The sequence below is a fragment of the Streptomyces sp. Ag109_G2-15 genome (assembly GCF_900215565.1).
Lineage (GTDB): Bacteria > Actinomycetota > Actinomycetes > Streptomycetales > Streptomycetaceae > Streptomyces > Streptomyces diastatochromogenes.
In genome coordinates this window covers 1,125,087-1,148,827 of sequence record NZ_OCNI01000002.1, presented here as the reverse complement: position 1 = coordinate 1,148,827, position 23,741 = coordinate 1,125,087, and the positions used below count along the sequence as shown (strand labels likewise).

At 73.3% G+C, this 23,741-nt stretch carries 20 protein-coding genes and 1 pseudogene; 12 read left to right on the top strand and 9 right to left on the bottom strand.

Annotation, left to right across the window (positions count from 1 at the left end; genetic code table 11):
• The first annotated feature begins 22 nt into the window (after window positions 1-22).
• Both CRP49_RS41585 and CRP49_RS41580 read left to right on the top strand, forming a co-directional pair.
• Window positions 23-1,069 carry a LacI family DNA-binding transcriptional regulator gene (locus CRP49_RS41585; RefSeq protein WP_094222472.1) on the top strand — a complete coding sequence of 349 codons (1,047 nt, stop codon included), beginning with the start codon at window positions 23-25 and terminating at the stop codon, window positions 1,067-1,069.
• 146 nt (window positions 1,070-1,215) lie between these two features.
• Window positions 1,216-2,651 (top strand): annotated as a pseudogene (locus CRP49_RS41580) (aldehyde dehydrogenase family protein).
• A gap of 9 nt (window positions 2,652-2,660) precedes the next feature.
• Here CRP49_RS41580 and trxA read toward each other — a convergent pair.
• On the bottom strand, window positions 2,661-3,035 hold the full coding sequence (gene trxA / locus CRP49_RS41575) for a thioredoxin (RefSeq protein ID WP_097258539.1): 375 nt from the start codon (window positions 3,033-3,035) through the stop codon (window positions 2,661-2,663).
• A 198-nt stretch (window positions 3,036-3,233) separates the two neighbouring features.
• Here trxA and CRP49_RS41570 point away from each other — a divergent pair, with 198 nt between their 5' ends.
• Window positions 3,234-4,664, top strand: a complete 1,431-nt coding sequence (locus CRP49_RS41570) for an NAD(P)/FAD-dependent oxidoreductase (RefSeq protein WP_097259310.1) — start codon at window positions 3,234-3,236, stop codon at window positions 4,662-4,664.
• Between the two features lie 8 nt (window positions 4,665-4,672).
• On the opposite strand, the gene CRP49_RS41565 is transcribed toward CRP49_RS41570, so the two are convergent.
• A complete protein-coding gene (locus CRP49_RS41565) occupies window positions 4,673-5,317 on the bottom strand; it encodes a peptide deformylase (RefSeq protein ID WP_097258538.1) in 645 nt (214 codons plus the stop codon).
• A gap of 133 nt (window positions 5,318-5,450) precedes the next feature.
• Between CRP49_RS41565 and CRP49_RS41560 the strand changes: the two genes are divergently transcribed.
• The 4 genes from CRP49_RS41560 to CRP49_RS41545 all read left to right on the top strand — a co-directional run bounded on the left by CRP49_RS41560 (window position 5,451) and on the right by CRP49_RS41545 (window position 9,028).
• The gene (locus CRP49_RS41560; protein ID WP_097258537.1) at window positions 5,451-6,854 is read left to right on the top strand and encodes a PepSY domain-containing protein; all 1,404 of its coding nucleotides are present in this window, start codon (window positions 5,451-5,453) and stop codon (window positions 6,852-6,854) included.
• A gap of 58 nt (window positions 6,855-6,912) precedes the next feature.
• A complete protein-coding gene (locus CRP49_RS41555; RefSeq protein ID WP_094222445.1) occupies window positions 6,913-7,344 on the top strand; it encodes a BlaI/MecI/CopY family transcriptional regulator in 432 nt (143 codons plus the stop codon).
• Between the two features lie 6 nt (window positions 7,345-7,350).
• Window positions 7,351-8,280, top strand: a complete 930-nt coding sequence (locus tag CRP49_RS41550; protein WP_097258536.1) for a M56 family metallopeptidase — start codon at window positions 7,351-7,353, stop codon at window positions 8,278-8,280.
• Between the two features lie 130 nt (window positions 8,281-8,410).
• Entirely contained in the window at window positions 8,411-9,028 is a 618-nt protein-coding gene (locus tag CRP49_RS41545; RefSeq protein ID WP_097258535.1) for a TOPRIM nucleotidyl transferase/hydrolase domain-containing protein, read from the top strand.
• A 66-nt stretch (window positions 9,029-9,094) separates the two neighbouring features.
• Here CRP49_RS41545 and CRP49_RS41540 read toward each other — a convergent pair whose 3' ends face one another.
• From CRP49_RS41540 to CRP49_RS41520, 5 genes are all read right to left on the bottom strand, one after another.
• On the bottom strand, window positions 9,095-9,451 hold the full coding sequence (locus CRP49_RS41540) for a tetratricopeptide repeat protein (protein ID WP_097259309.1): 357 nt from the start codon (window positions 9,449-9,451) through the stop codon (window positions 9,095-9,097).
• Window positions 9,452-9,513: 62 nt separating this feature from the next.
• Complete coding sequence (locus CRP49_RS41535; protein ID WP_097258534.1) at window positions 9,514-9,987, bottom strand: MarR family winged helix-turn-helix transcriptional regulator; 474 nt, start codon at window positions 9,985-9,987, stop codon at window positions 9,514-9,516.
• 47 nt (window positions 9,988-10,034) lie between these two features.
• Window positions 10,035-10,892, bottom strand: coding sequence for a sugar phosphate isomerase/epimerase (locus CRP49_RS41530; protein ID WP_097258533.1), 858 nt, complete (start codon window positions 10,890-10,892; stop codon window positions 10,035-10,037).
• A gap of 85 nt (window positions 10,893-10,977) precedes the next feature.
• Complete coding sequence (locus CRP49_RS41525) at window positions 10,978-11,991, bottom strand: sugar phosphate isomerase/epimerase (protein ID WP_097258532.1); 1,014 nt, start codon at window positions 11,989-11,991, stop codon at window positions 10,978-10,980.
• 67 nt (window positions 11,992-12,058) lie between these two features.
• The gene (locus tag CRP49_RS41520; protein ID WP_097258531.1) at window positions 12,059-13,240 is read right to left on the bottom strand and encodes a Gfo/Idh/MocA family protein; all 1,182 of its coding nucleotides are present in this window, start codon (window positions 13,238-13,240) and stop codon (window positions 12,059-12,061) included.
• 286 nt (window positions 13,241-13,526) lie between these two features.
• On the opposite strand from CRP49_RS41520, the gene CRP49_RS41515 reads away from it, so the two are divergent.
• Genes CRP49_RS41515 through CRP49_RS41505 form a run of 3 tightly spaced genes read left to right on the top strand, consistent with a single transcriptional unit; the run spans window position 13,527 to window position 17,077 of the window.
• Window positions 13,527-14,141 (top strand): NADPH-dependent FMN reductase, encoded by a 615-nt coding sequence (locus tag CRP49_RS41515; protein ID WP_097258530.1) that lies wholly within the window; start codon window positions 13,527-13,529, stop codon window positions 14,139-14,141.
• A gap of 7 nt (window positions 14,142-14,148) precedes the next feature.
• Window positions 14,149-15,051: a thioesterase II family protein gene (locus tag CRP49_RS48670; protein ID WP_097258529.1), complete on the top strand. Its 903-nt coding sequence runs from the start codon at window positions 14,149-14,151 to the stop codon at window positions 15,049-15,051.
• Entirely contained in the window at window positions 14,978-17,077 is a 2,100-nt protein-coding gene (locus CRP49_RS41505; RefSeq protein ID WP_180360581.1) for a BTAD domain-containing putative transcriptional regulator, read from the top strand. Before CRP49_RS48670 ends, CRP49_RS41505 begins: the two co-directional genes overlap by 74 nt.
• 99 nt (window positions 17,078-17,176) lie before the next feature.
• Here CRP49_RS41505 and CRP49_RS41500 read toward each other — a convergent pair whose 3' ends face one another.
• Both CRP49_RS41500 and CRP49_RS41495 read right to left on the bottom strand, forming a co-directional pair.
• Window positions 17,177-19,975, bottom strand: coding sequence for a BTAD domain-containing putative transcriptional regulator (locus tag CRP49_RS41500; protein ID WP_097258527.1), 2,799 nt, complete (start codon window positions 19,973-19,975; stop codon window positions 17,177-17,179).
• A 167-nt stretch (window positions 19,976-20,142) separates the two neighbouring features.
• Window positions 20,143-21,747 carry an aspartate aminotransferase family protein gene (locus CRP49_RS41495; RefSeq protein ID WP_097258526.1) on the bottom strand — a complete coding sequence of 535 codons (1,605 nt, stop codon included), beginning with the start codon at window positions 21,745-21,747 and terminating at the stop codon, window positions 20,143-20,145.
• 207 nt (window positions 21,748-21,954) lie between these two features.
• Between CRP49_RS41495 and CRP49_RS41490 the strand changes: the two genes are divergently transcribed.
• Both CRP49_RS41490 and CRP49_RS41485 read left to right on the top strand, forming a co-directional pair.
• On the top strand, window positions 21,955-22,506 hold the full coding sequence (locus tag CRP49_RS41490) for a flavin reductase family protein (RefSeq protein WP_097258525.1): 552 nt from the start codon (window positions 21,955-21,957) through the stop codon (window positions 22,504-22,506).
• 175 nt (window positions 22,507-22,681) lie between these two features.
• Window positions 22,682-23,590 carry an NAD(P)-dependent oxidoreductase gene (locus CRP49_RS41485; RefSeq protein WP_097258524.1) on the top strand — a complete coding sequence of 303 codons (909 nt, stop codon included), beginning with the start codon at window positions 22,682-22,684 and terminating at the stop codon, window positions 23,588-23,590.
• Window positions 23,591-23,741: the final 151 nt, after the last annotated feature.

The window sequence follows — 23,741 nt, the reverse complement described above, 5'->3', positions numbered from 1 at the left end:
CGCCCGCCACCGCTCTGCCAAGATGCGGTCTGTCATGGTGCAGATACCGAACACGTCCCCGTCCGCTGCGCCCGCTCCGCACTCCGTCCCCACGAGTGCCGATGTGGCCCGGCTGGCCGGCGTCTCGCGCGCGACCGTCTCCTACGTCCTCAACAACACCAGTGCCGTACGGATCAGCGAGCCGACGCGCCGCCGCGTCCACGAGGCCGCCCGGGAGCTGGGCTACGTGCCCCACGCGGCCGCCCGCAGCCTGCGCGCCGGACACAGCCGTATGGTCCTGATGCCCGCCCCGACGTTCCCGGTGGGCCCCCTCTACAGCGGCTTCCTCGGGGATCTCCAGTCGGCCCTCGGCCGCCTCGACTACACGGTCGTGCAGTACGGCACCGTCGGCCTCCAGGGCGACGAGGCCGCCCGCGCCTGGGCCGAGTTGCGTCCCGTCGCCGTCCTGGTGCCGGGCGCGGGGCTCGGCCCGCAGGGCGTCGCGGTGCTCAAGCGGTCCGGTGCCCGCGCCGTGGTGACCCTGGGACCCGAACGCGTCGACGGCGCACACGCCCTGCTGATGGACCACGACGCCGTCGGGTACTGCGCCGGCGCGCATCTGTACGCCCGCGGCCGTCGCCGTATCGGTGTGATCGTCCCCGAGGAACCGGGCCTGGAGTCCTTCTCCCGGCCCCGGCTCGCCGGAGTGCACCAGGCCCTGCACGGCACGGACGCGACCGTGACCGCCGTGCCGCTCGCGTACACCGAGCAGGCCGCCGCCGAACTCGCCGCCCGCTGGCCCGAGTCGGGCCTGGACGCGGTGTTCGCCTACAACGACGAGTACGCCATGCTGCTGATGCGCGCCCTGCAGGACCAGGGTGTGCGCATCCCCGAGGACGTCGCCGTCGTCGGCGCCGACGACCTGATGCTCGGCCGGCTGCTGCGGCCACGGCTCAGCACCGTCCACATCGAGCTGCCGTCCGGCCGTGACCTCGCGGAACTGGTCGACCGCGCGGTGCGCGACCCCGGCGGCGAGCCCGAGGTGCGCAAGGTGCTGGGCGCGTCGCTCGTCCAGCGCGACTCCAGCTGACCCGGTCTGCGGCGGCGGTTAGGGTTCCGGAGAGGCATGACCGCGATGTAGTTTCGCGCTCAACAAAATAGGCGCGTCCCCGGAACGCCCCCGGACCCGGCCCGCGCCCCGAGCCGTACCGCCCGGCGACCGATCGGAGAGCCGACATGCCGCTGCTCGACCCGAAGTCCTGGCAGACCCGCACCCCGGCGGGCCCCGAGTGCACCGTCACCGAACCCGCCACCGGCGACCCACTCGGCACCCTCACCCTCGCCGCACCCCAGGACGTCGCCCCGGCGGCCCGGGCCGCCCGCACCGCCCAGCGCGAGTGGGCCCGCACACCGCACTTCGTCCGGGCCCAAGTGCTGTGCAGGGCAGGGGACTTGTTCACCGAGCACGCCGAGGAACTGCGCACCTGGCTGGTCCGCGAGTCCGGGTCCGTCCCCGGCAAGGCGGACTTCGAACTGCATGTCGCCGCCCAGGAGTGCTACGAGGCCGCCGCCCTCGCCTCCCGCCCCGCCGGACAGGTGCTGCCCAGCGAGGCGCCCCGGCTGTCGTACACCCGCCGGGTGCCCGCCGGCGTCGTCGGCGTGATCGCGCCGTCAACGCCCCGCTGATCCTCTCCATCCGCTCCGTCGCCCCCGCCCTCGCGCTGGGCAACGCGGTGGTCCTGAAGCCCGATCCGCGCACCGCGGTCTGCGGCGGACTGGCGCTCGCCGCCGTTCTCGCCGAGGCGGGCCTGCCGGAGGACCTGCTGCAGGTGCTGCCCGGGGGCGCCGAGGTCGGGCAGGCGCTGGTCGAGGACCCGCTCGTCCCCGTCATCTCCTTCACCGGGTCCACTGCGGCGGGCCGTGCCGTCGGCGAGCTGGCCGGCCGCCACCTCAAGCGCGCCCACCTCGAACTCGGCGGAAACTCGGCCCTGATCGTGCTGGCGGACGCCGACCTGGACGCGGTGATCTCCACGGCGGCCTGGGGCTCCTTCTTCCACCAGGGCCAGATCTGCATGACGACCGGCCGCCACCTCGTCCACGCCTCGCTGTACGAGGAGTACGTCGAACGGCTCGCCGCCAAGGCCGACTCGCTCGCCGTCGGCGACCCGTACCGCGACCAGGTGCACCTCGGCCCGGTCATCGACGCGGGCCAACTCGCCAAGATCCAGGGCCTGGTGGAGACGAGTGCGGCGCGCGGCGCGAAACTCGCCGCGGGCGGCACCCACGACCGGCTCTTCTACCGGCCGACCGTGCTCGCCGGCGTCGACGACCACACCCCCGCCTACACCGAGGAGGTCTTCGGCCCGGTCGCCCCGGTCCGCTCCTTCGCCACCGCCGACGAGGCGGCCGCGCTCGCGGCGGACAGCGCCTACGGCCTCTCGCTCGGCATCGTCACCCGGGACCCCGCACGCGGCCTGGACCTCGCCGAACGCATCCCGACCGGGATCGTCCACATCAACGACCAGACCGTGAACGACGAGGCGGTGGCCCCGTTCGGCGGCGTCGCCGCGTCCGGCACCGGCGCCCGCTTCGGCGGCGAGGCCAACCTGGAGGCCTTCACCGAGCTGCGCTGGACGACCGTACGCGGCGACGTGGCGCCGTACCCGTTCTGACGCCGTCGGCTACTCGCCCTGCGCCTGCTGGGCGGCGATGCTCTTGCGGACCTCGTCCATGTCCAGCTTCCGGGCCTGGCCGATGACGTCCGCGAGGGCGGCCTCGGGCAGGGCGCCCGGCTGGGCGAAGATCGCGACCTGGTCCCGGACGATCATCAGCGTCGGGATCGACTGGATGCCGAAGGCCTGGGCCAGCTCCGGCTGGGCCTCGGTGTCCACCTTGCCGAACACCAGGTCGGGGTTGTCCTCGGCGGCCTTCTCGTACACCGGCGCGAACTGACGGCACGGCCCGCACCAGGAGGCCCAGAAGTCGATGAGGACGAACTCGTTCCCGGTGACGGTCTGGTCGAAGTTCTCCTTGGTCAGCTCCACAGTGCTGCTCATGGCGTGATTCCCTCTTCCTGGTGTGGGGGCTTGTGCCGACGGCGGAAACACGGCGATCCGGCCGCCTATTCCATGCCTGTCTCCTGCCTGTCCCAGGCCTGTTCCATGCGTGTCCCGTGCCTGTTCCGTGCGTGCACGGTCGTGTTCCGCGCGCGTACCCGTGTGGCCCCCGCGCCGACCACGCACCAGACTGACCCCATGACGGAAACGGAATCCATCGCGTACGACGTCGTGGTGCTCGGGGCCGGACCCGTGGGGGAGAACGTCGCCGACCGCACCCGTGCGGCCGGCCTCACCACCGCGGTCGTGGAGAGCGAGCTGGTCGGCGGCGAGTGCTCGTACTGGGCCTGCATGCCCAGCAAGGCACTGCTCAGGCCGGTCATCGCCCAGGCGGACGCCCGCCGCCTGCCCGGCCTGAGCGAGGCGGTCCAGGGTCCCCTCGGCACGCCCGCCGTCCTCGCCCGCCGGGACGAGTACACCTCGCACTGGCACGACGACGGCCAGGTCCGCTGGCTGGACGGCATCGGCGCCGACCTGTTCCGCGGCCAGGGCCGCCTCGCCGGCCCCCGCACGGTCACCGTGACCGGCCCCGACGGCACCGTGACCACCCTGACCGCGCGGCACGCGGTGGCCGTCAGCACCGGCACCCGCGCCCAGCTGCCCGACCTGCCCGGGCTGGCCGAGGTCAAGCCCTGGACCAGCCGCGAGGCCACCAGCGCCAAGGCGGCCCCCGCACGGCTGATCGTGGTCGGCGGCGGTGTCGTCGCCACCGAGATGGCCACCGCCTGGCAGGCCCTCGGCTCGCAGGTCACGCTGCTGGTGCGCGGCAAGGGCCTGCTGGGCCGCATGGAGCCGTTCGCCGGGGAACTGGTCGCCGAGGCCCTCACCGAGGCGGGCGTAGACGTCCGCACCGGCACCTCGGTGGAGTCCGTCACCCGCGAGAACGGCACCGTCGTGGCCGTCACCCACACCGGCGACCGCCTGGAGGCCGACGAGATCCTCTTCGCCACCGGCCGCGTCCCGCACACCGACGACATCGGCCTCGACACCGTCGGCCTGCGGCCGGGCTCCTGGCTGGACGTGGACGACAGTCTCCTCGTCAACGGCACGGACTGGCTCTACGCGGTCGGTGACGTCAACCACCGCGCCCTCCTCACCCACCAGGGCAAGTACCAGGCCCGCATCGCCGGCGCCGCCATCGCCGCCCGGGCCGCGGACAGCCCCCTGCTGGACGAACCCTGGGGCGCGCACGCCGCGACCGCCGACCACCACGCCGTACCCCAGGTCGTCTTCACCGACCCGGAGGCCGCCGCCGTCGGCCTCTCCCTCGCCGAGGCGGAACAGGCCGGCCATCGCGTCCGCGCCGTCGACGTCGAGTTCTCCTCCGTCGCCGGGGCCGGCCTGTACGCCGACGGCTACAAGGGCCGCGCCCGCATGGTGGTCGACCTGGAGGAGGAGATCCTGCGCGGTGTCACCTTCGTCGGGCCCGGTGTCGGCGAACTGATCCACTCCGCGACCGTCGCGGTCGCCGGCCGCGTCCCGGTCGGCCGCCTGTGGCACGCGGTCGCCTCGTATCCGACGCTCAGCGAGGTGTGGCTGCGGCTGCTGGAGGCCTACCGGGACAACTGAGGTCCGGATTAGGGCAGTTCAAAGCCCAGCGCCTCGGCCGCCGCCTCCGGTGTCGGCTGGGCCCACAGCGCCGCCACCGCCTCGTTCGTGGACAGGGAGCGCAGTTCCGCGCGGTCGAGGTAGAGGGTGCCGTCGAGGTGGTCCGTCTCGTGCTGGACGATACGGGCGGGCCAGCCGGTGAACACCTCGTCCAGCGCGCGGCCGTGCTCGTCCTCGCCGCGCAGCCGCACCTCGGCGTGCCGGGCCACCACGGCCTGCCAGCCCGGCACGCTCAGGCAGCCTTCGAAGAACGCGACGCGGGCGGTACCGACCGGCTCGTACGACGGGTTGACCAGGACACGGAACGCCTGCGGCACCCGGCCCCGGGCCAGCGCCACCTCCTCCGGCACCGGCGCCGGGTCCTCGATGACCGCGATCCGCAGCGGCACGCTCACCTGGGGCGCGGCCAGGCCCACCCCGGGCGCCGCGTGCATCGTGTCGCGCATGGCCTCGATGAAGCGGGCCAGCAGGGCGGGGGCGAGCTGGCCGTCGTAGGGCTGGGTGCCGTGCCGCAGGACGGGCCGGCCGGCCGCGACGATGGGCAAGGGGCCGCCGGTGGCGAGGAGTTCCTCGACCCGCTCGGCGAGAGGGGCGCGATCGCTGGGAGGTGCCATCGCGTCAGGATGCCATGCCCATCTGCCCCTCCCTGTGACGCAGGTCACCAACACGCGCGGGAACTCGGGGCCTTGGCGCTCCGACCACTGGAGCGCAACCGCTCCCCGACCGAGTCCCCGGAGAAGCCCGCCGATGACCACCGCTCCCTCGCCCGCCACGGACGAGGCACCCGCCCCGGCCCCCTCCCCGAGCCGCTGGGCCCCGCTGCGCCCCCTCGTGCTGCGCCTCCACTTCTACGCCGGCCTGCTCGTCGCCCCCTTCCTGCTGGTCGCCGCCGTCACCGGCCTGCTGTACGCGGGCTCGTTCCAGGCCGAGAAGCTCGTGTACGGCCATGAACTGACCGTTCCGGCCGGGGACCGCGAACTGCCCGTCTCCGCCCAGGTCGCCGCAGCCCGCAAGGCCCACCCCGAGGGCACCGTCGCGGCGGTACGGCCCGCACCCGAGCCCGGCACGACCACCCGGGTGCTGCTCTCCGGCGTCAAGGGCGTCGACCCCGACCACACCCTCGCCGTGTTCGTGGACCCCCACACCGGCAAGGTGCGCGGGGCGCTCGAACAGTACGGCGCGACCGGCGCGCTGCCCCTGCGCACCTGGATCGACGAACTCCACCGCGACCTGCACCTCGGCGACACCGGCCGGCTCTACAGCGAGCTGGCGGCCAGCTGGCTGTGGGTGATCGCGGGCGGCGGCCTGGTGCTCTGGTTCTCCCGCCGCCGCGCCCTGCGCAAGGTGCGCGGGACCAGCGGGCGGCGCCGCACCCTCGGCCTGCACGGCACGGTCGGCGTCTGGGCCGCCGCCGGGTTCCTGTTCCTGTCGGCGACCGGCCTGACCTGGTCGACGTACGCCGGCGCCCACATCGACGAGCTGCGCACCTCGCTCGGCCAGGCCACCCCGTCCGTCTCCGCGGCCGCGGCCGGCGGCGAGCACGCCGGACACGGAGCGGCGGCCGGCACCGGCGGGGACGCCGAGCACGGGGTCGGCCTCGACCAGGTGCTCGCGGCGGCCCGGGCCAAGGGACTCGGCAACCCGGTGGAGATCGTGCCGCCCGCCGACGCGAACAGCGCCTATGGCGTCAAGCAGGTCCAGCGCAGCTGGCCGGAGAAGCAGGACTCCGTCGCCGTCGACCCGGCGACCGGCAAGGTCACCGACGAACTCCGGTTCGCCGACTACCCGGTGCTCGCCAAGCTCACCCGCTGGGGCATCGACCTGCACACCGGCGTCCTCTTCGGGATCGTCAACCAGATCGCGCTCGCCCTGCTCGCGCTCTCCCTGATCCTGCTGATCGTGTGGGGCTACCGCATGTGGTGGCAGCGCGGCCGCGGCTCCGCCTTCGGCCGGCCGATCCCGCGCGGCGCCTGGGCGCAGGTGCCGCCGTACGTGCTCGTACCGGCCCTGGCGGTGATCGCCGTACTCGGCTACTTCGTGCCGCTGCTCGGCATCCCGCTGGCCGGATTCATCGCCGTCGACATCGTCCTCGGCGAGATCGCGCACCGCCGCGGTCGCCGCACGTACGGGAGCACGGCCGGTGTGAAGTAGCGTGGTTCTGCAGGCCGGTGCGGAGGCGAACCGAGCCAGGGGAGAGGGAGAGCGGGACATGGTGCGGGACGGGGGCCGGGCCCGGCGGCGCGGGCAGGGCGAACTGGAGGGCCAGGTCCTCGGCGCGCTGCGCGAGGCGGACGGACCGGTCAGCGCCGCCTGGGTGCAGGAGCGCCTCGGCGGCGACCTCGCCTACACCACCGTCGTCACCATCCTCACCCGGCTGCTCGCCAAGGACGTCGTCGCCCGGGAACGGCAGGGCCGCTCCTTCCTGTGGACGCCCACCGCGGATGTGGCCCGGCTCGCCGCGCTGCGCATGCGCCGTCTGCTGGACGGCGAACGGGACCGCGAGGCCGTCCTGGCGAGCTTCGTCACCGCCCTGCCGCCCGGCGACGAACAGGTGCTGCGGGCGCTGCTGGACGCCGCCGAGCCGGGCTCGGTGAACAACGGGAACACCGCGCACACCGGCGACGGCGGTACGGAAGACTGACCGCCCATGGGGGTCTTCGTCTTCCTGCCGCTGGTGCTGCCGCTGTCCGCCTGGCCGGTCGCCCGGCTCGCCGAGGTGCATCTCCACCCGCGCACCGCCACCCGGCTGCTGACCGCGGTCGCCGTCGTGATGGCCGTGTGCAGCACGCTCTGTCTGGCCCTGCTGATGGTCGTGGGCACCGCCCAACTGCCCGGCAACCCTCTGCCCGACGGCTGGTCCGACCCCGAGGTGCGGGCCGCCGTCCCGCACGACGAGGTCGCGGGCCGCGCCGCCATCCCCGCCCTCGCCGTGGTCGCCACCGCCTGTGCCCGCACCCTGTGGCGCCACCACCGGGTCACCCGCCGGGCCCGCCGCGCACTGGCCGGCCTGCCCGGCCCGACGGTGGCCGTCCTGCCCGACAGCGCGCCGTACGCCTATGCCCTGCCCGGCGGCCGGGGACGGATCGTCGTCACCACCGCGCTGCTGGCCGGGCTCGCCCCCGCCGAACGGCGCGCCCTGTTCGCCCACGAGCGCAGCCACCTCGCCGCCCGCCACCACCGCCATCTGCTCGCCGCCCAACTGGCCGCCCGGGCCAACCCGTTCCTGCGCCCGCTGCGCACCGCCGTCGTCTACACGGCCGAGCGCTGGGCGGACGAGGAGGCGGCCCGCGCGGTCGGCGACCGGCGTACGGTCGCGCGCGCGATCGGCAAGGCGGCGCTGCTGTCGCGCGGCACCCCCGCGCCCACCCTCGCCGCGCTCGCCACGACCGGCCCCGTCCCGCGCCGGGTGGCCGCCCTGCTGGCCCCCGCCCCCGCAGCCCGCTCCTGGCCCTCGGCGTTCACCTCGGTCGGCCTCGCCGTCTGGGGCGCCGCCGTCGGCGCCCTGGTGTCGGCGATGTCCTCGGCGAACTCGGCCGTCACCCTGTTCGTGACCCTGCACGCGGCGACCCGGCTGTGACCTCGGGACAGCACCACGATGACGTGCACGGTACGGCCCCTGTCCACAGGTGACGAGGGCGCCGGTCATGGCGAGCGCGGCCGTCGAATAATCCCGTGCCGTGCGGTCGGTGGAGGTGCAGACTCGCTGCATGGCGGAGATAGGGGCGTTCCGGGACGCGGTCAATGGCTGGGCGGCAGGTGGTCCCGGGGGGCCGGCGAGTGATCTGGCTCTGCGACTGAAGCTGCGGACGGCGGTGCTGCTGGAAGGGCTGAGTGACCTCGCGGCCGTCGAGGCGCTGGCCGCCCGGCAGGGCCGTGACCTGGCCGCCGAGGGGGTGTCCGTCGTACCGATGGGCGGAGCGATGAACGTCGGCCGCTACGCCGGCCTCCTCGGGCCGCCCGGCCTCGGCCTGCGCCTGACAGGACTGTGCGACGAGGGTGAGCAGCGCTTCTACGACCGCGGCCTGCAGCGGGCACGGGCGCCGCGCGGGGGCTTCTTCGTGTGCGTGAGGGACCTGGAGGACGAACTCATCCGCGCGCTGGGCACGGAAAGGGTCGAGGAGATCATCCGGACCGAGGGCGACCTACGTGCCTGGCAGACCTTCCTGAACCAGCCCGCACAGCGCGGTCGGCCCCGGCAGCAGCAGTTGCGGCGCTTCCTCGGCACGAAGAAGGGCCGCAAGATCCGCTACGGCCGCCTCCTCGTCGAGGCCCTCGACCCCGAACAGGTACCGGCCCCGCTCGACGACCTCCTCACGAGCCTGTGACAAACAGGTGCTGAGACGTGCGAAGGGCCCGGTCCCCCGAAGGGAACCGGGCCCCGCACAGGGCGTTCACTCCGCCGAAGCGTCCGGGAAGTCGCCCGCGAGCGCCGAGGCGATCCGCAGGTGCTGTTCCGCCTCGTCGTTCCGGGCCTGCCGCTGGAGCGTGCGGCCCAGCATCAGCCGGGCGTAGTGCTCCACCGGGTCGCGCTCCACGATGAGCCGCAACTCGGCTTCCGCGCGGCGCAGTTGGGCCGAGTGGTAGTAGGCGCGGGCCAGCAGCAGCCGGGGTCCGGTCTGCTCCGGCACCTCCTCGACAAGAGCGGCCAGCACCCGCGCCGCGCCCGCGTAGTCCTCGGCGGCGAAGAACTGCTGCGCGCGCTCCCAGCGCTCGGCGGGGGTGCCGTGGTCGTAGTACGTGGTCTTCACTTGCGTCTCCACTCGTGACCTCCTTCGACGGCCACAACGGAACGCGGTTGTTCAATATTCCACTACTGAGGGCCGGGTGCGGCCGGGTCCAGGGGTGCGTCCAGGAGCAGTGTCAGGTCACGGCTCAGCTCCCGGGTCCGGTCGCTGTCCAGCCCGCCGAGCGGCTCCAGCAGCTGGGTCAGTAGACCGTGGACGACGTCGATCGCCCGCCGGGTGGTCTCCAGGCCCTCCGCGGTCAGCGCGAGCTGCACCGCGCGCGGGTCGCGCGGGTCCTTGGCGCGCTCCAGGAGCCCGGCGGACTCCAGGCTGCGGGCGAGCTTGGAGACGTACAGCGGTTCCAGGCCGGTGTGGTCGGCGAGGCGCCGCTGGCTGGGCCGCTCACCGGTGCGCTGCATGCCGTACAGCGACGCCACCAGCGAGTACTGGGCGTGGGTGAGGCCCAGCGGGGCCACCGCCCGGTCGACGGCGACCCGCCACTTCATCGACAGCCGCCACACCAGGAAACCCGGGGTGGCCCCTTCGGATGTCTTGCTCATGCCGGATACCGTACATGGCTACTATGGCGGGCCCGCGATGCGCCCGGTCACGTCCAGGCGGCCAGGTACTCCTTGATCTTGTCCCGCATGAACACGGAGGACTCCCGGGCCCGCTCCTCCCAGGCGAACACACACGCGGTCAGCGTGCCGTCGAAGCCGTTCGCCCGCAGCCCGCGGAACAGCTCGTCGAAGTCGACCTCGCCCTGGCCGATGTCCAGGTGCTGGTGGATGCGGGCCGGTGTGCCGGGCGGGTTGAGGATGTAGCGGTTTCCGGAGGACGCCGTGTGGTCGAAGGCGTCGGCGAGGTGGACGTGGGTGAGCAGGTCGCCCGCGTACTGGATGATGCCGGGGGCGTCGTCGCCGATGTGGAAGGTGTGCGGGGCGCAGTACAGGAAGCTCACACTCGGGTGGTTGATGCCCCGGATGAGGTTGACGGCGTCGTAGCCGTTCTCGATGAAGTCGTCGGGGTGCGGCTCCAGGGTGAGGCGGATTCCCTCACGCTCGAACAGCGGCAGCAGTTCGTCCATCGACTTCCAGAACTGGGCCTCGCTGCGGTCGGCTTCCTCGGGCCGGCCGTTGAACTCCGAGATCATGCTGTCCACGCCGAGGTCCGCGGCGATCTGGATCGAGCGCTTCCAGTACCGTACGGCGGCCTGCCGGGCGTCCTCGTCCGGGCCGGACCAGCGGAACAGCGGGAGCAGGGAGGAGATCCCCACGCCCGCCGCGTCCAGTGCCTTGCGGAACGTGCGGACCGTGCCGTCGTCCACGCGCGGGTGGCGGAAGAACGGGATGAAGTCCTCACGGGGCGACAACTCGATCCACTCGTAGCCCAACTCGGCAACCACAGAGGGCAGTTCGAGCAGTGGGACGTTGCGGATCATGTACGGGTCGAGGGCGATCCTCATCGTGGGTGCTCCTTGGTGTCACGGGCTCCGGCGGTGTGCGGACCGCCGGAGCCGATGGTCTTTCAGGGGTGGCCGGCCGTTGCGGTCACGACCGCGGCGACTCCTGCAGTGCCGCGTCGGCGGCCTTGAGCACTCCGGCGGCCACGGCGACGCCCTCGACGCGCCCCAGCTCGGTGTCCTCGTGCTCGATGTTGACCAGCATGTCCGGGTCGACCTCATGGAGGGCGCGCAGGAACTCGGTCCAGTAGGCGACGTCGTGGCCCTTGCCGAGGGCGACGAAGTCCCATGCGGACTCCTTGGGCCACTCGTTGGCCCACTCGTCGCCGCCGAGGTTGGTGCGCGGCTCGTCGGGCGTGAGGCGTCGGAAGCTGTTGTCGAGCACACCGTTGAGGATGACGTGGTCGCGGTTGATCCGGACGTCCTTGGCAGCGGCGTGGAAGACCAGCTCGCCCAGGTGGCGTACGACCTCGACGGGGTCCATCTGCTGCCAGAACAGGTGTGAGGCGTCCAGTTCGACGCCCACGTGGGTGGCCCCGGTGAGGTCGATGAGCTGGTGCACGCCGGCGCAGTTGAACACGACGTTCTGCGGGTGCAGCTCCAGGGCGACCTTGACGTCGTGGTCACGGGCGAGCCGGTCGGTCTCGCGCCAGAAGTCCGCGACGATCTTCCACTGGTGGTCGAGCACGTCCAGGGCCGCCGAGTTCCACGCGTTGACGATCCAGTTCGGGCGGGAGGCGCCCGGCTCGCCGCCGGGCAGGCCCGACATGGTCACGAGGCGGTGCTGCCCGAGCCGCTCGGCCAGGCGGATGGAGCGGCGGATGTCCTCGGCGTGCTTCTCGCCGATGGCGGGGTTCGGGTGCAGCGGGTTGCCGTTGGCGTTCAGGCCGGCGATGGAGACGCCGGTGCCCTCGAAGAGGCCGAGGAAGTCGTCCCGGGCGGTGTCGCTGACCAGGATGTCGTCGAAGGTCGGGACGTGTACGGCGGGCAGGAAACCGCCGGTGTTGATCTCGATGCCGGTCAGGCCCAGCTCGGCGATGACTTTGATCGCTTCCGGCAACGGCCGGTCGTGCAGGATCGCGTTGTAGAGTCCGAGCCTCATCTTGTCTTTCCTCAGTCCTTCTCGACGGTGAAGGTGGTCGTGCGCGGGGTGGGCGGGAAGGGGCGGGTCACCCGACGGTGACGGCCTTGCCGCCGGCGTCGGCGGAGGCGACGATCGCGTCGATGACCTGCAGGTTGTGCAGCCCGTCGGCGAGCGTGGGGCACTGCGGCAGCCGGTCCAGGCCCGCGATCTGCTCCAGGAAGGCCCGGGCCTGCCAGACGAAGAACTCGTGCTGGCCGTGGCCGACGCTGGGGAAGTCCATGGGCAGGCCGCCGGCGATGTAGGGGTGGCCGGGGCCGATCACCACCCGCCGGTAGCCGTCCACCGGGTCGGAGGCCGCCGCGTCGGTGATGGTGAACTCGGCCGGGCGGGACAGTTCGAAGGTCGCCGCGCCGTCCTTCGTGAAGACCTCGAAGCCCAGGGAGTTGGCCAGACCGCGGGCGATGCGTGAGACGGAGAAGGTACCGACGGCGCCGGAGGCGAACGTCGCGGTGAAGGTGGCGATGTCCTCGTTCTCGACCCGCTCGCGCTCATCGCTGACCTGGACGTCGGCCGCGTGCCCCACCGCCGTCCCCAGTGGCACGGGCCGCTCCTGCACCTGGGTGGACAGGATGGCGCCCTGGACGCTCTGCACGGGCCCGCAGAAGTACTCGCCGAGATCGATGAGGTGGCTGCCGATGTCGGACAGCGCCCCGGAACCGATACCGCCCCGGTAGCGCCAGCTCATGGGCGCGTCGGGGTTGTGCCCGTAGTCGCACCAGTAGTGGCCGTTGAAGTGCTGCACCGGCCCGAGCGAGCCTTCCCGCACCTGCTGCCGGACGGCGTTGACGGCGGGGGAGCGGCGGAAGGTGAAGCCGGTGGCCGCCACCAGTTTGGTGCCCTCGGCCGCCGCCACCATGGCCCGCGCGTCGGCCACCGACGGCGCCAGCGGCTTCTCGCACAGCACATGCTTGCCCGCGGCCAGCAGGGCCTCGACGATCTCGCGGTGCAGATGGTTGGCGACCACGACGCTGACCGCGTCGATGTCGTCGGCCTCCACGATCGCGCGCCAGTCCGTCTCGGCCCGCTCGAAGCCGTAGCGGCGGGCGGCGTCCTGGGCGAAGGGCTCATAGGCGTCGGCGACGGCGACCAGGCGCACGTCCGGCAGCCCGGCACCGTACAGCGTCGCGGCCTGCCGGTAGCCGTTGAGGTGGGCTCGGCCCGCCATTCCGGCGCCGATGACCGCCACCCCGATCGGCCTTGTGCTCATGGTGGTTCCTCTCCGGCGCGCCGGGGCGCCGTGGCTAGCCGTCCCCGGAGGCGGTGGGGCCTGGGGCGGACGAATGATTAAAGCGCTTTAAGAGGGTGCTCTAAGGCGAGTACGATGCCGTCCTGAAAATGTCATGTCAATAGGTTGTTGGTACGAGGCTTCCGCGAGGGACAGCCGTAAGCGTCCGAAGCGCGACCGTAAGGAGACCCGAAGCGTTCCCGAAGGCATATGCCGCACAGTGGTCGAGGTGCTTGAGAACCGGACGATCGGGGCTGGAGGAGCGGGGATGGACGACGGCGACGACCGGCTGCGGCTGGTGATCCTCGTCGGCGCGGCCAGGGAGGGCCGCTTCGGACTGGCGGCCGCCGAGTGGCTCGCGACCCGCGCCCGGCTGCGCAGCGACTTCGAGGTCGACGTCATCGACCTGGCCACGGCCTGGCTGCCGGACCTGATGACCGCCGACCCCGCGGTGCCGCGGCCGTCCGCGGTGCGGGACCTGTCCCCGTGGCTCGCCGCCGCCGACGCGTTCGCCGTGGTGACGCAGGAGCACCGCTCCGGCTACCCGGCGGCCCTGAAGAACGCGATCGACTGGTACGACAGCGAATGGCACGCCAAGCCCGTGGGCTTCGTCTGTTACGGCGGGCCGTCCGGCGGGCTGTGGGCGGTCGCCCAGCTCCGGCAGGTCTTCGCCGAGTCCCACGCGGTCACCGTCCCGGAGACCGTCAGCTTCGACAACTACCAGGAGCGCTGGGGCTCCGAGGGGCAGTTCCTCGACACCGAGGACTGTCGCCGGGACGCCCTCGCCATGCTCGACCGGCTCGACTGGTGGGCGCGCGCCCTGCGCCGGGCCCGTGCTCGTGAGCCGTACACGTACTCGTACCCCGCCCGCGCGGAGGAGTGACACATCCATGGACACCAGGTGGTTCCGGCGGTTCGGCGAGCCGCTGCCCGCGGCCTGTCGGCTGATCTGCTTCCCGCACGCGGGCGGCTCGGCCACCGCCTACGCCCCGCTGTCGCGGAAGCTCTCCGGGACACTCGACGTCCTCGCCGTCCAGTACCCGGCCCGCCAGGACCGGCGCGCCGAGCCGCCCGCGGACGGCATCCTCGGGCTCGCCGCCCGCATAGCCGAGGCGCTCAGGCCGAACACGCAGCAGCCGTACGCGTTCTTCGGCCACAGCATGGGGGCACTCGTCGCCTATGAGACCGCGCGGATCCTCGACGACGGATCCGTGCCGCCACCCGTGCGTCTGTTCTTGTCCGGGCGCGGCGCGCCCGGCCCGACACCGGACCCGCACGACCGGCTCCCGGACGACGCGGCCATCCTCGCCGCGGTCCGGAAGCTGGGAGGCACCGACGCCTCCGTGCTGGACGACCCGGAACTGCTCGACATGGTGCTGCCCGCGCTGCGCGCCGACTACGGGGCCCTCGCCTCGTACCGCTGGCAGCCCGGTCCCGCGCTGAACACCCCCGTCACCGTGCTCGTCGGCGATGCGGACCCGGTCGTACCGGTCGCGTCGGTGGCCGGCTGGGCACGGCAGACGCGACAGGACGACGAGGTTCTGGTCTTCGCAGGGGGCCACTTCTATCTGAGCGAGCGGCTGGACCAGGTGACCGCTGTCCTGAGGAGCCGCTTGAGTCCATCGACAGGGGGAAGCAGTGGAATTCCGGGTTCTGGGCCCGTTGGAGGCGTCGACGGGGGAGCGCAAGCTGGCCCTCGGGGGACACAAGCAGCGGGCGGTGCTGGGGCTGCTCCTGCTGCGGGCGAACCGGGTGGTGGCGACCAGCGAACTGCTGGGCGCGCTGTGGCCTGACGAGAACCGTCCCACCACCGCCCGGAAGATCGTGCAGAACGCGGTGTGGGGCCTGCGCGCCCTGTTCGCCGAGGAGAGCGCCGTGGACCGCGGCCCCGAACTGGTCACCCAGGCACCGGGATACGTGCTGCGACTCGACCCCGAACAGGTGGACCTGCACCGCTTCAACCGCCGGGTCGCCGAAGGGCGCGCCCAGCTGTCCGCCGGCCGCCCCGCGGATGCCGCCCGGCTGCTCGGCGCGGCGCTGGAGGAGTGGCACGGACCGGCGCTCGCGGACCTCGCCGAGGCGGGCACCGACTGGCCCGAACTGACCGCGCTGAGCCAGCTCCGGCTGGACGTGATGGAGGACCGCTTCGAGGCCGAACTGCGCAGCGGCCACCACTACTCCGTCCTGGGCGAGCTGGTCTCCCTGGCCGAGGAGGAGCCGCTGCGGGAACGGCTGTGCGGCCAGCTGATGCTGGCCCTGTACCGCTGCGGCCGGCAGGCCGAGGCGCTCGACGTCTTCAGCCGGGTACGACGGGCTCTGGTCGAGGAGCACGGCCTGGAACCCTCCCGTGAACTACAGCTGCTCCAGCAGAACATCCTCACCCACGATCCCGCGCTGGCCCCGCCGGCCACGGTCGCGCCCGCGCCACCCGCCGTGCACACACGGCCCGAGCAGCCTGCGCCGACCGAGCGGCCCGCGCCCGCGCCGCCCGCGCCGCCTCGGGCGGTCCCCGTGCGGGGCGAGGCGGCTCGGGCGGCCGTCCCGGAGCGGGTCGCGCACCGGGCACCGGCCCCGCACACCGAGCGCAGGTCGGTCGCCGTCCTGCTGGTCGGCGCCCGTACCGCCGAGACGCCCGCCGCCGGTCCGGGGGAGTCCCACACGCTGTACGACGCCGTGGCCGCGGTCGCCGACTGTGTCGAGGAGTTCGGCGGCACCGTCGCCGGGTCGCTCGGCCGGGTCTGGGTCGCGGTGTTCGGGCTGGACACCGACCGGGCCGAGGCAGCGCAGGGCGCGGTGCGCGCCGCGGTGGCCCTGCGCGCCCGGCTCAGCCAGGTCCCCGGGCCCCGCTGGCACGCGGTGGTGTCGGCGGGCGAGGCCCTCGTGCGCTGGAACCCCTACGACGGCGCCGCGCCCGTACGGGTCGTGGGCCGTCTCGTCGACGAGGCACGCACCCTCCTCGCCACGGTGCCGTCCGGCGCGATCCACCTCGACGGCGAGGCCGTGCAGGACACCGTGGGCCTGGTCCGGCAAGTGCCGACCGAACGGCCCCGGGTACGGGCCGTCGCCGGGCTGCGCACGGCCGGCGAGGCCGTCGCCCTGCCCGACCCGTCCGGCGGCTTCGAGGCCGAACTGGTCATGATGAAAAGCCTGTTGACCCGCTCCCGGCGCCATGACGCCCCGCACCTGGTCACCATCCTCGGTGAACCGGGCGTGGGCAGGACCCGCTTCCTCGCCGACTTCGTCCGGAGCATCCAGGGCGAGGCGGTCCGGGTGGTGCGGGTGCGCGGCGGGGACCGGGCCTCGTGGACGCTGTGCGACGTGCTGCGGGCCTGCTGCGGGCTGCCCCTGTCCGACACCGACGACCGCGGGCTCACCGACGTCGTGCACCGGGTCGCCGGCCGCAGCGAGACCGCGGAACGGCTGCTGCGGCGGCTCAGCCCCGGCCGGCCGCACGACGCCTCCGACCAGGAGGCCGAGGCGTACGAGGCCTGGTGCGAGCTGCTCGTGCTGCTGGCCCGGGAACAGCCGCTGGTGCTCTGCGTGGACGACGCGCACGCCGCCGACGACGCCGTACTCGGCCTCGTGGAGAAGCTCGCGTCGCTGCCGCAGGACGTGCCGCTGCTCATCCTGGTGTGCGCCCGGCCCGGCGGCCTGCTGGCCCGCAGGCCCCTGTGGGGCACCGGCCTGCGGCACAGCGTGACCCTCACCCTGCAGCGGCTGCCCGGTGCCGCCGCCGAGGTCTGGGCGGAGCGCCCCGGAGGGGCGCGGGGAACTGCGCGACCAGCCACGACGGCGCCGCAGACGGTCGACGGCAGATAGCGCCTCACCGCGGCGGGTTTCGCCAATCCTGCTCAGGGCCGGGGCCCGTCGAGTGTCTTCCAGACGATCGACGGGCCCCGGCCGAAGCAGCGCAGGCGCTCACGCCGCGTCGCCGTCCGCCTCGGACAGGAACACCGACCGCAGCAGTCGGTCCAGCGCGTCCTCGGCGAGCGGCGCGAGGCGCAGGGTCATCGCCTGCTGCGCGACACCGGACCAGGCCGGGCGGGCGCCGAGCAGATCGTCGTGCGCTCCGACCACGACCAGCAGCGGCGCGTCCGGGCAGTCGGCGCAGAGCTGCTCCACGGCGTCCAGCAGGGCGTCGTCCGCCTGGTGCAGGCCGTCCCAGATCAGCACCAGCGGCCCGCGGCGCGCGGTCGGCGCCATGAACCGGCGCCAGGCGGCCAGCAGCCGGTCCCGCTCGTCCGCGCCGCGGTGGCGCCCGGCGAGCAGCGACCGCAGCGCGGGCAGCAGTTCGGCGGCGGTGCCGGCGTCGGCGAGCCCGCGTAGCGCGGAGGCGAGTTTGCGGTCGGCCGTCGCGGGATCGTCCTGGCGGGTGATGCCGCAGCAGGCGGCCAGCATCTCGGCCGGTACGGCCAGCACGTCGCCGCCCGCGGTGACCGTGCCGTTCAGGACCCGTACCGGGTCGGGGGCGGTCTCGGCGATCCTGCGGTGGAACTCCATCAGAAGCCGGGTGCGGCCGAGGTCCGAGTGGCCGAGAACGGAGATCAGGTGCGGGGTGGAGCGCTGCCGGGCCCGGCTCAGGAAGCCGGTCATCAGGTCGAGTTCGGAGTCCCGCTCGTAGCAGGGGCCGTCCCCCTCGGCGCCGGGCCGGAGCGCGCGCACCTGCCAGGTCGCCGTCGCGGCGGACAACCGGTGGTAGCTGACGGCGCCCTCGGTACGGCTCCGGGTCTCGTCGCAGACATGGATCTCGGCCGGCGGGGTCAGGCACAGCATCGCCTCGCAGGTGTCGACGAGTTCACCGCTGATCCAGGGATCGTCACCGGCCGCGCCGGAGGACGGCCACCGGCACACGTACGCCGTCCCCGTCGTCACCGCCGCGTGCACCGAAAGCCCCTTGATCACCGAGGTGGGCGGGGCGAGCGGCGAGGCGGGGATGCTCAGGCAGTCCCGGACCGCGAGCGCCGCCCGCACGGCCCGCTCCGCGCAGCCGTCCCGGCCGGGCTCCTCCTCGAACAGGCTGAGCAGCACGGACCCTATCGACCATGCCGCGCACCCGCCCGACTTCTCGATCTCCTCCCGCGCCAGTTCGCACACGGTGTCCAGGACACGGTCGATGTCCCCGGCCGGCAGATCGTCGAACTCCGTACCCAGACCGAAGCGGATCATCAGCACAGAGCCGGACCGGTAGGCACCGCCTCGGCCGTCGGGGGAGGGGGAGGGGGTGAACGCGGGGGCGGGGGTGTCGGGTGAGGTGCCGGTCCCGGTGCGGGAAGGGTCTCCCGCCGGGGATACGGCGGTGCCGGCGGCCGGCGGGGGAGCAGCGCCCGGTCCGCTCGCCGGCGCGGCGTCGTGGAGGGGGCCGGAGGCGGTGCGAGGGGCGGTGGGCGGGCTGGGGGCTGGTCCGGTGCGTGGTCCGAGGGCCGGTCCGGTGTCTGGCCCGGGGGTTGCTCCGGTGTCCGGCGCAGGGGTTGTTCCGTAGTCCGGCCAAGGGGTTGCTCCGGCGCCGAGGTCGGCGGCGGCTCCGGTGCCCGGGGTGCGCGCTGCTTCGGTGTCCGGGGCGGGGTCCGCTCCACGGCCGGGAAGGAAGGCGGGTCCTGGTCCGACGGCGGGGCCGGCGTTCGGTTCGGTGACGGGCACGGGGCTTCGCACGGATGCCGGTTCGGTGCCTTGGGTGGATGCCGGTCCGGTGTCTTGAGTCCAACCCGGTCGGGTGCCTTGGGCGGATGCCGGCCCCGTGCCCCGGGCCCAATCTGTTCCGGTGCCCTGAGCCCAACCCGGTCCGGCATCCACGCCGGAAGCCCATCCCGTTCCCGGTGCCGGAGCCAGACCGTCGCCCGAGACGGGGGCAGGGGCAGGAGCTGTGCCGGGGCCGGCGCCGTACGGTAAGGAAGCCGGGCCGGTGCCGAAGGCGGGGGCCGGCGGGGAGTCCGGGCCGGTGCCGTACGGTGGGCCGGGCAGGTTCAGTTGGGGGTCCTGGGCGAGGATGGCCGACTGGAGGCGCTGCATCTCGCGGCCCGGCTCCAGACCGAGGCCTTCGACCAGGGCGGTGCGAATGCGGGCGTAGACGTGCAACGCGTCGGCCTGGCGCCCGCTGCGGTACAGGGCGAGCATCAACTGGCCCGAGGCCCGCTCGCGCAACGGCTCGGCCCGTACGAAGGCGTCGAGGTCGCGCAGAACCGATTGGTGCTGGCCGCACAGGAGTTCGACCTCGAAGCAGTCCTCCATGACGTCGAGCCGCTTCTGCTCCAGCCCGGCCAGCTCCGGCCACACCGTGCCGGCCTCGGCGAGATCCGCCAGGGCGGGGCCGCGCCACAGCGCGAGCGCCTCGCGCAGCGCCCCGCGGGCCCGGGCGGGCTCACCGGTCAGCAGGGCCGCTCGGCCCTGTGCCGCCAGCCGCTCGAACCGCAGCAGGTCGATCCGTTCCGGCGGCACCCGCACCACATATCCGGGCGCCTGGGTCACCAGCTGGGCAGCCTGCGCCTCGCCAGGCACGGCGAGCGTCCGCCGCAGCCGCCAGATCGCGTTCTGCAGGATCTTGCGTGCCGTGCCCGGCACCCGTTCCGCCGGCCACACCGCCGACAGCAGGCGCCGGGTGGGCACCACCTCGCCCGCGTGCAGCAGCAGATAGGCCAGTGCCGCGCGCTGCCGGGTGCCGCCGAGAGCCACCAGCCCCGACGGCCCCTCCACCTCGAGTGGTCCCAGTAGACGGAACTCCATGACGTCTCCCCCGTTTCCTCCCTCGGCCCGGTCGTCACCCGACCCGGACCGATCATGTCAATCCCTGTGTTCCCAAAGGACGGTAACGTCAATGCAATGAGATCGGCCGGGCGGTAGCTGGCGCCGAGGTGCGGGCACGGGCCGGGGTCGCTGCCGGTGTCCGGGGGTCAGCCGGCCACCGCTCCCGCCAGCCGGGTGCCGTCTCCGTCGCGCAGCAGCCGGCACACGTCCCGCAGGCCCGCCTCCAGCTGCGCGATCTCCTCGTCCGATACCTGTACGGACGGCTCGAAGCGCAGCGTCTCGACCGCACTCGCCGTCGGGAAGGTGCGCACCCCGTGCACCTGCAGCAGGTGGCCGGCCAGGAAGTAGCCGAACAGCCCGCTGACGGCCAGCGAACGCACCGACTCGGAGGCGGAGCCGCTCTGGTCGTGGAACTCCAGTCCGAGCATCAGTCCCTTGCCCCGGACCTCCTTCACCACGTCGGGGAAGTCGGCGCGGACGGACTCCAGCACCGCCCGCAGGGCCGCACCGCGCTCCACGGCCCGGCGGTAGCCGGCCCCGCCGTCGGCCTCCAGCAGCTCCAGCACCTTCAGGGCGATGGTGCAGGAGAAGCTGTCCTTGGCGAAGGTCGAGCTGTGCACGATCTCGAACTCCCGCCGGTAGCGGGCCTCGCGCACCAGCATCACCGACGTCTTGGCCAGCCCGCCGCCGAGCGTCTTGGCCAGCGTGTAGTAGTCGCCCACCAGGCCGGTCTGCGCCGAGGCCAGCAGCGTGCCCGTACGTCCCATGCCGCTCTGGATCTCGTCCACGATCAGCGGGACGTCGGTCTCCGCGCAGAACTGCTGGATCGCCTCCGCGAACTCGGCGCCGAGCACCCGTATGCCGCCCTCGCCCTGGATCGGCTCCACCAGGAAGGCGCAGAACACCGGGAACTCCCGCTCCACGACGTCCACGTGACCGTCCGTCACCTCCAGGGCGTGCACGACGCCCCGTTCCTGTGCGTGGATCTCCTTCAGCACCTCGGGCCGGTCCCGCGGTACGAACCGCGCCTGCGCGGCGAGCGCCTGGAACGGCGTGCGGTAGGCCGCGTTGTGGGTGAGCTGCACGCTCAGGCCCAGCTTGCCGTGGAAGCCGCCCTCCAGCGCCAGGAACAGCGGCGGCCGGTTCAACCGGGCCGTGTTCTCGGCGGTGAGGCGTGCCGTCAACTCGGCGAGGGCGGCGGCCGTCCCGGGTCCGGTGGGGATCCCGAAGCGGGTGCGGATCCGGGCCGGCAACTCGGCCTCGCCGGCGGCGACCGCCGCCCGTGCCCGGTCCGCCGAGCGCTCCAGTTCCTCGCGCAGTGTGGCGATCCGCAGCACCCGGTCCAGTTCGGCATGCTTGGCGGCGGCCTCCACGGCCTCCGCTCCGGTGTTGGCGAAGATGGCGAAGTAGGGCTCCGTGGAGCCGAGTTCGCGATGCACGATCCGGTTCAGCTCGGCGGCGAGACGGTTGGCGTAGGGGTGCCGGGAGAACTGCGCGTGCACGGGCGTCCCCACGTCGAGCAGCTCCCGGGCGCAGGCGACCAGGGCAGGGTGGTTGTGGCCGAGCAGCACCGAACCGTAGCCGCCGGCGAAGTCGGCGACCGGGATCTCGCCGCCGTCCTCGCCGCGCCGGTACAGCGTGTTGCCCTCGGCCCGCACGTACTCGACGGCCAGCCCGGCCGTGCCCAGCACTTCCCGCAGATACGGCTCGGCCAGTTCCGGGCCCTCGGCCGCGGAGTTCTTGGTGTCCATGGGTTCAGATTGCGCCGTTCTGGTCAGCGGCCGGTCATCGGCGGCTCTTCGGCCGGACCCGAGCACGCGTGAGCGACGGGCGGGAGCAGGCGATTACCGGCGGATGACGGACTGCCGGATTCCCGACGGTACGTTGACGAAAGCGGGCCCTGGTCGGCCAACGGCAGGGCCTGAGAGCGCCCCGCGAAAAGGATCGGAGAATACGGAATGAATTCCGCGCCCGCTGACCTCGACGCCCTGTCCGCCTCCCCGCCCGCCCTGGACGCGGTGACTCCCGCCGTGCTGCGCACCGTGATGGCGCGCTTCGCCACCGGAGTCACCGTGATCACCGTGGGCGGGTCACAGCTGCACGCGATGACGGCGAACGCCTTCAGCTCGGTGTCCCTCGAACCGCCCTCGGTGCTGTGCAGCGTGGGACACAGCGCGGTGATGCACGGCGCGCTGTCCTCGGCGGGACGCTTCGCCGTCAACATACTCGACGCCGAACAGGAGGATCTGGCCCGGCACTTCGCGAACAGCAAGCGCACGCTGGGCGCCGCCCAGTTCGACGGGGTGGCCTGGACCCCGGGTCGGCACACCGGCGCCCCGCTGCTGGGCGGTGCGCTGGCGTGGCTGGAGTGCGAGCTGACGGACGCGCACGCCTTCGGTGACCACACCATCTTCATCGGCACCGTACTCGGGGCGGGCCAGGTCGCCGAAGGCGGAGGGCTGCTCTTCGTCGACGGCCGGTTCGGCCGGGTGGCACCCGCCGCCGAATGACCCCGTTTTCCCCGGGGGCACCGGCCGGGAATCCGCTCGCGCGTTATGGCTGCCGTTCCCGTGAACCACCGATGACCGGGCCCAGACCGGGGAATTCCCCGAGGGTGAACCGTCTGTTCGCCGCCCTTGTTTTGATGACCCGGCGCATTTTCCACGTCGAGGAAACGGAGTCTTCATGGCGGACAAGGATCGTTCACCGGTGACCGTCATCGGTCTGGGGCTGATGGGCCACGCGCTGGCAGCCGCGTTCCTGAAGGGAGGTCATCCGACCACGGTGTGGAACCGCTCGGCCGGCAAAGCGGACGAGTTGGTGGCGCAGGGCGCGCTGCGTGCCGCCACACCTGCCGAGGCGGTCACGGCCGCCGAGCTGATCGTCGTGTGCGTGTCGGACAACGACGTCCTGCACGCCGTACTGGACCCGGTGACCGACCGGCTGGCGGGCCGGGTCGTGGCCAACCTGACCTCCGGCTCCTCCGACCAGGCCCGCGCGAACGCGGACTGGGCCCACCGGGCGGGCTTCGACTACCTCGACGGCGCGATCATGACCGTACCGGCCGGCGTGGGCGCCGAGGACTCGGTGTTCTTCTACGCCGGGCCCGAGCGGGCCTACGCACGGCACGCTCAGACGCTGCGGCTGCTCGGCGGCGGTACCACACACCTCGGCGAGGACCACGGCCTCGCGCCGCTGTACGACGTGGCGCTGCTCGGCATCATGTGGGGCACGCTGAACAGCTTCCTGCACGGCGCCGCCCTGCTGGCCACCGCGCACGTCAAGGCGTCGGAGTTCCTGCCCTGGGCGGTCAAGTGGGTGGACGCCGTCAAGCTGTTCGCCACCGACTATGCCGGGCAGATCGACGCCGGGGACGGGACCTACCCCGCCCGGGACGCGACGCTGGAGGTGCACTTCGGCGCGCTGGCGCACCTGCTGCACGAGAGCCGGTCGCAGGGCGTCGACGCCGAACTGCCGCGCTTCGTGCACACCCTGATGGAACGCGCCATCGCCCGGGGCCTCGGCGGCAACAGCTACGCCGCGATGATCGAGCTGTTCCGCGGCCCGGAGCGCAGCTCGCCGAAGCAGTCGTAGCCCGGAAAGGGCAGGGGCCCGGACCGCGGAAAGCGGTCCGGGCCCTTCGGCGTGCCGGCGCGGGGGACACCGCACGCCCGCACGGGGACCGCCGCACCGGTCCCCGTCGTCGGGACGGCCCTCGCCGGATCGGCGGAGGGCCGGAGGAAGG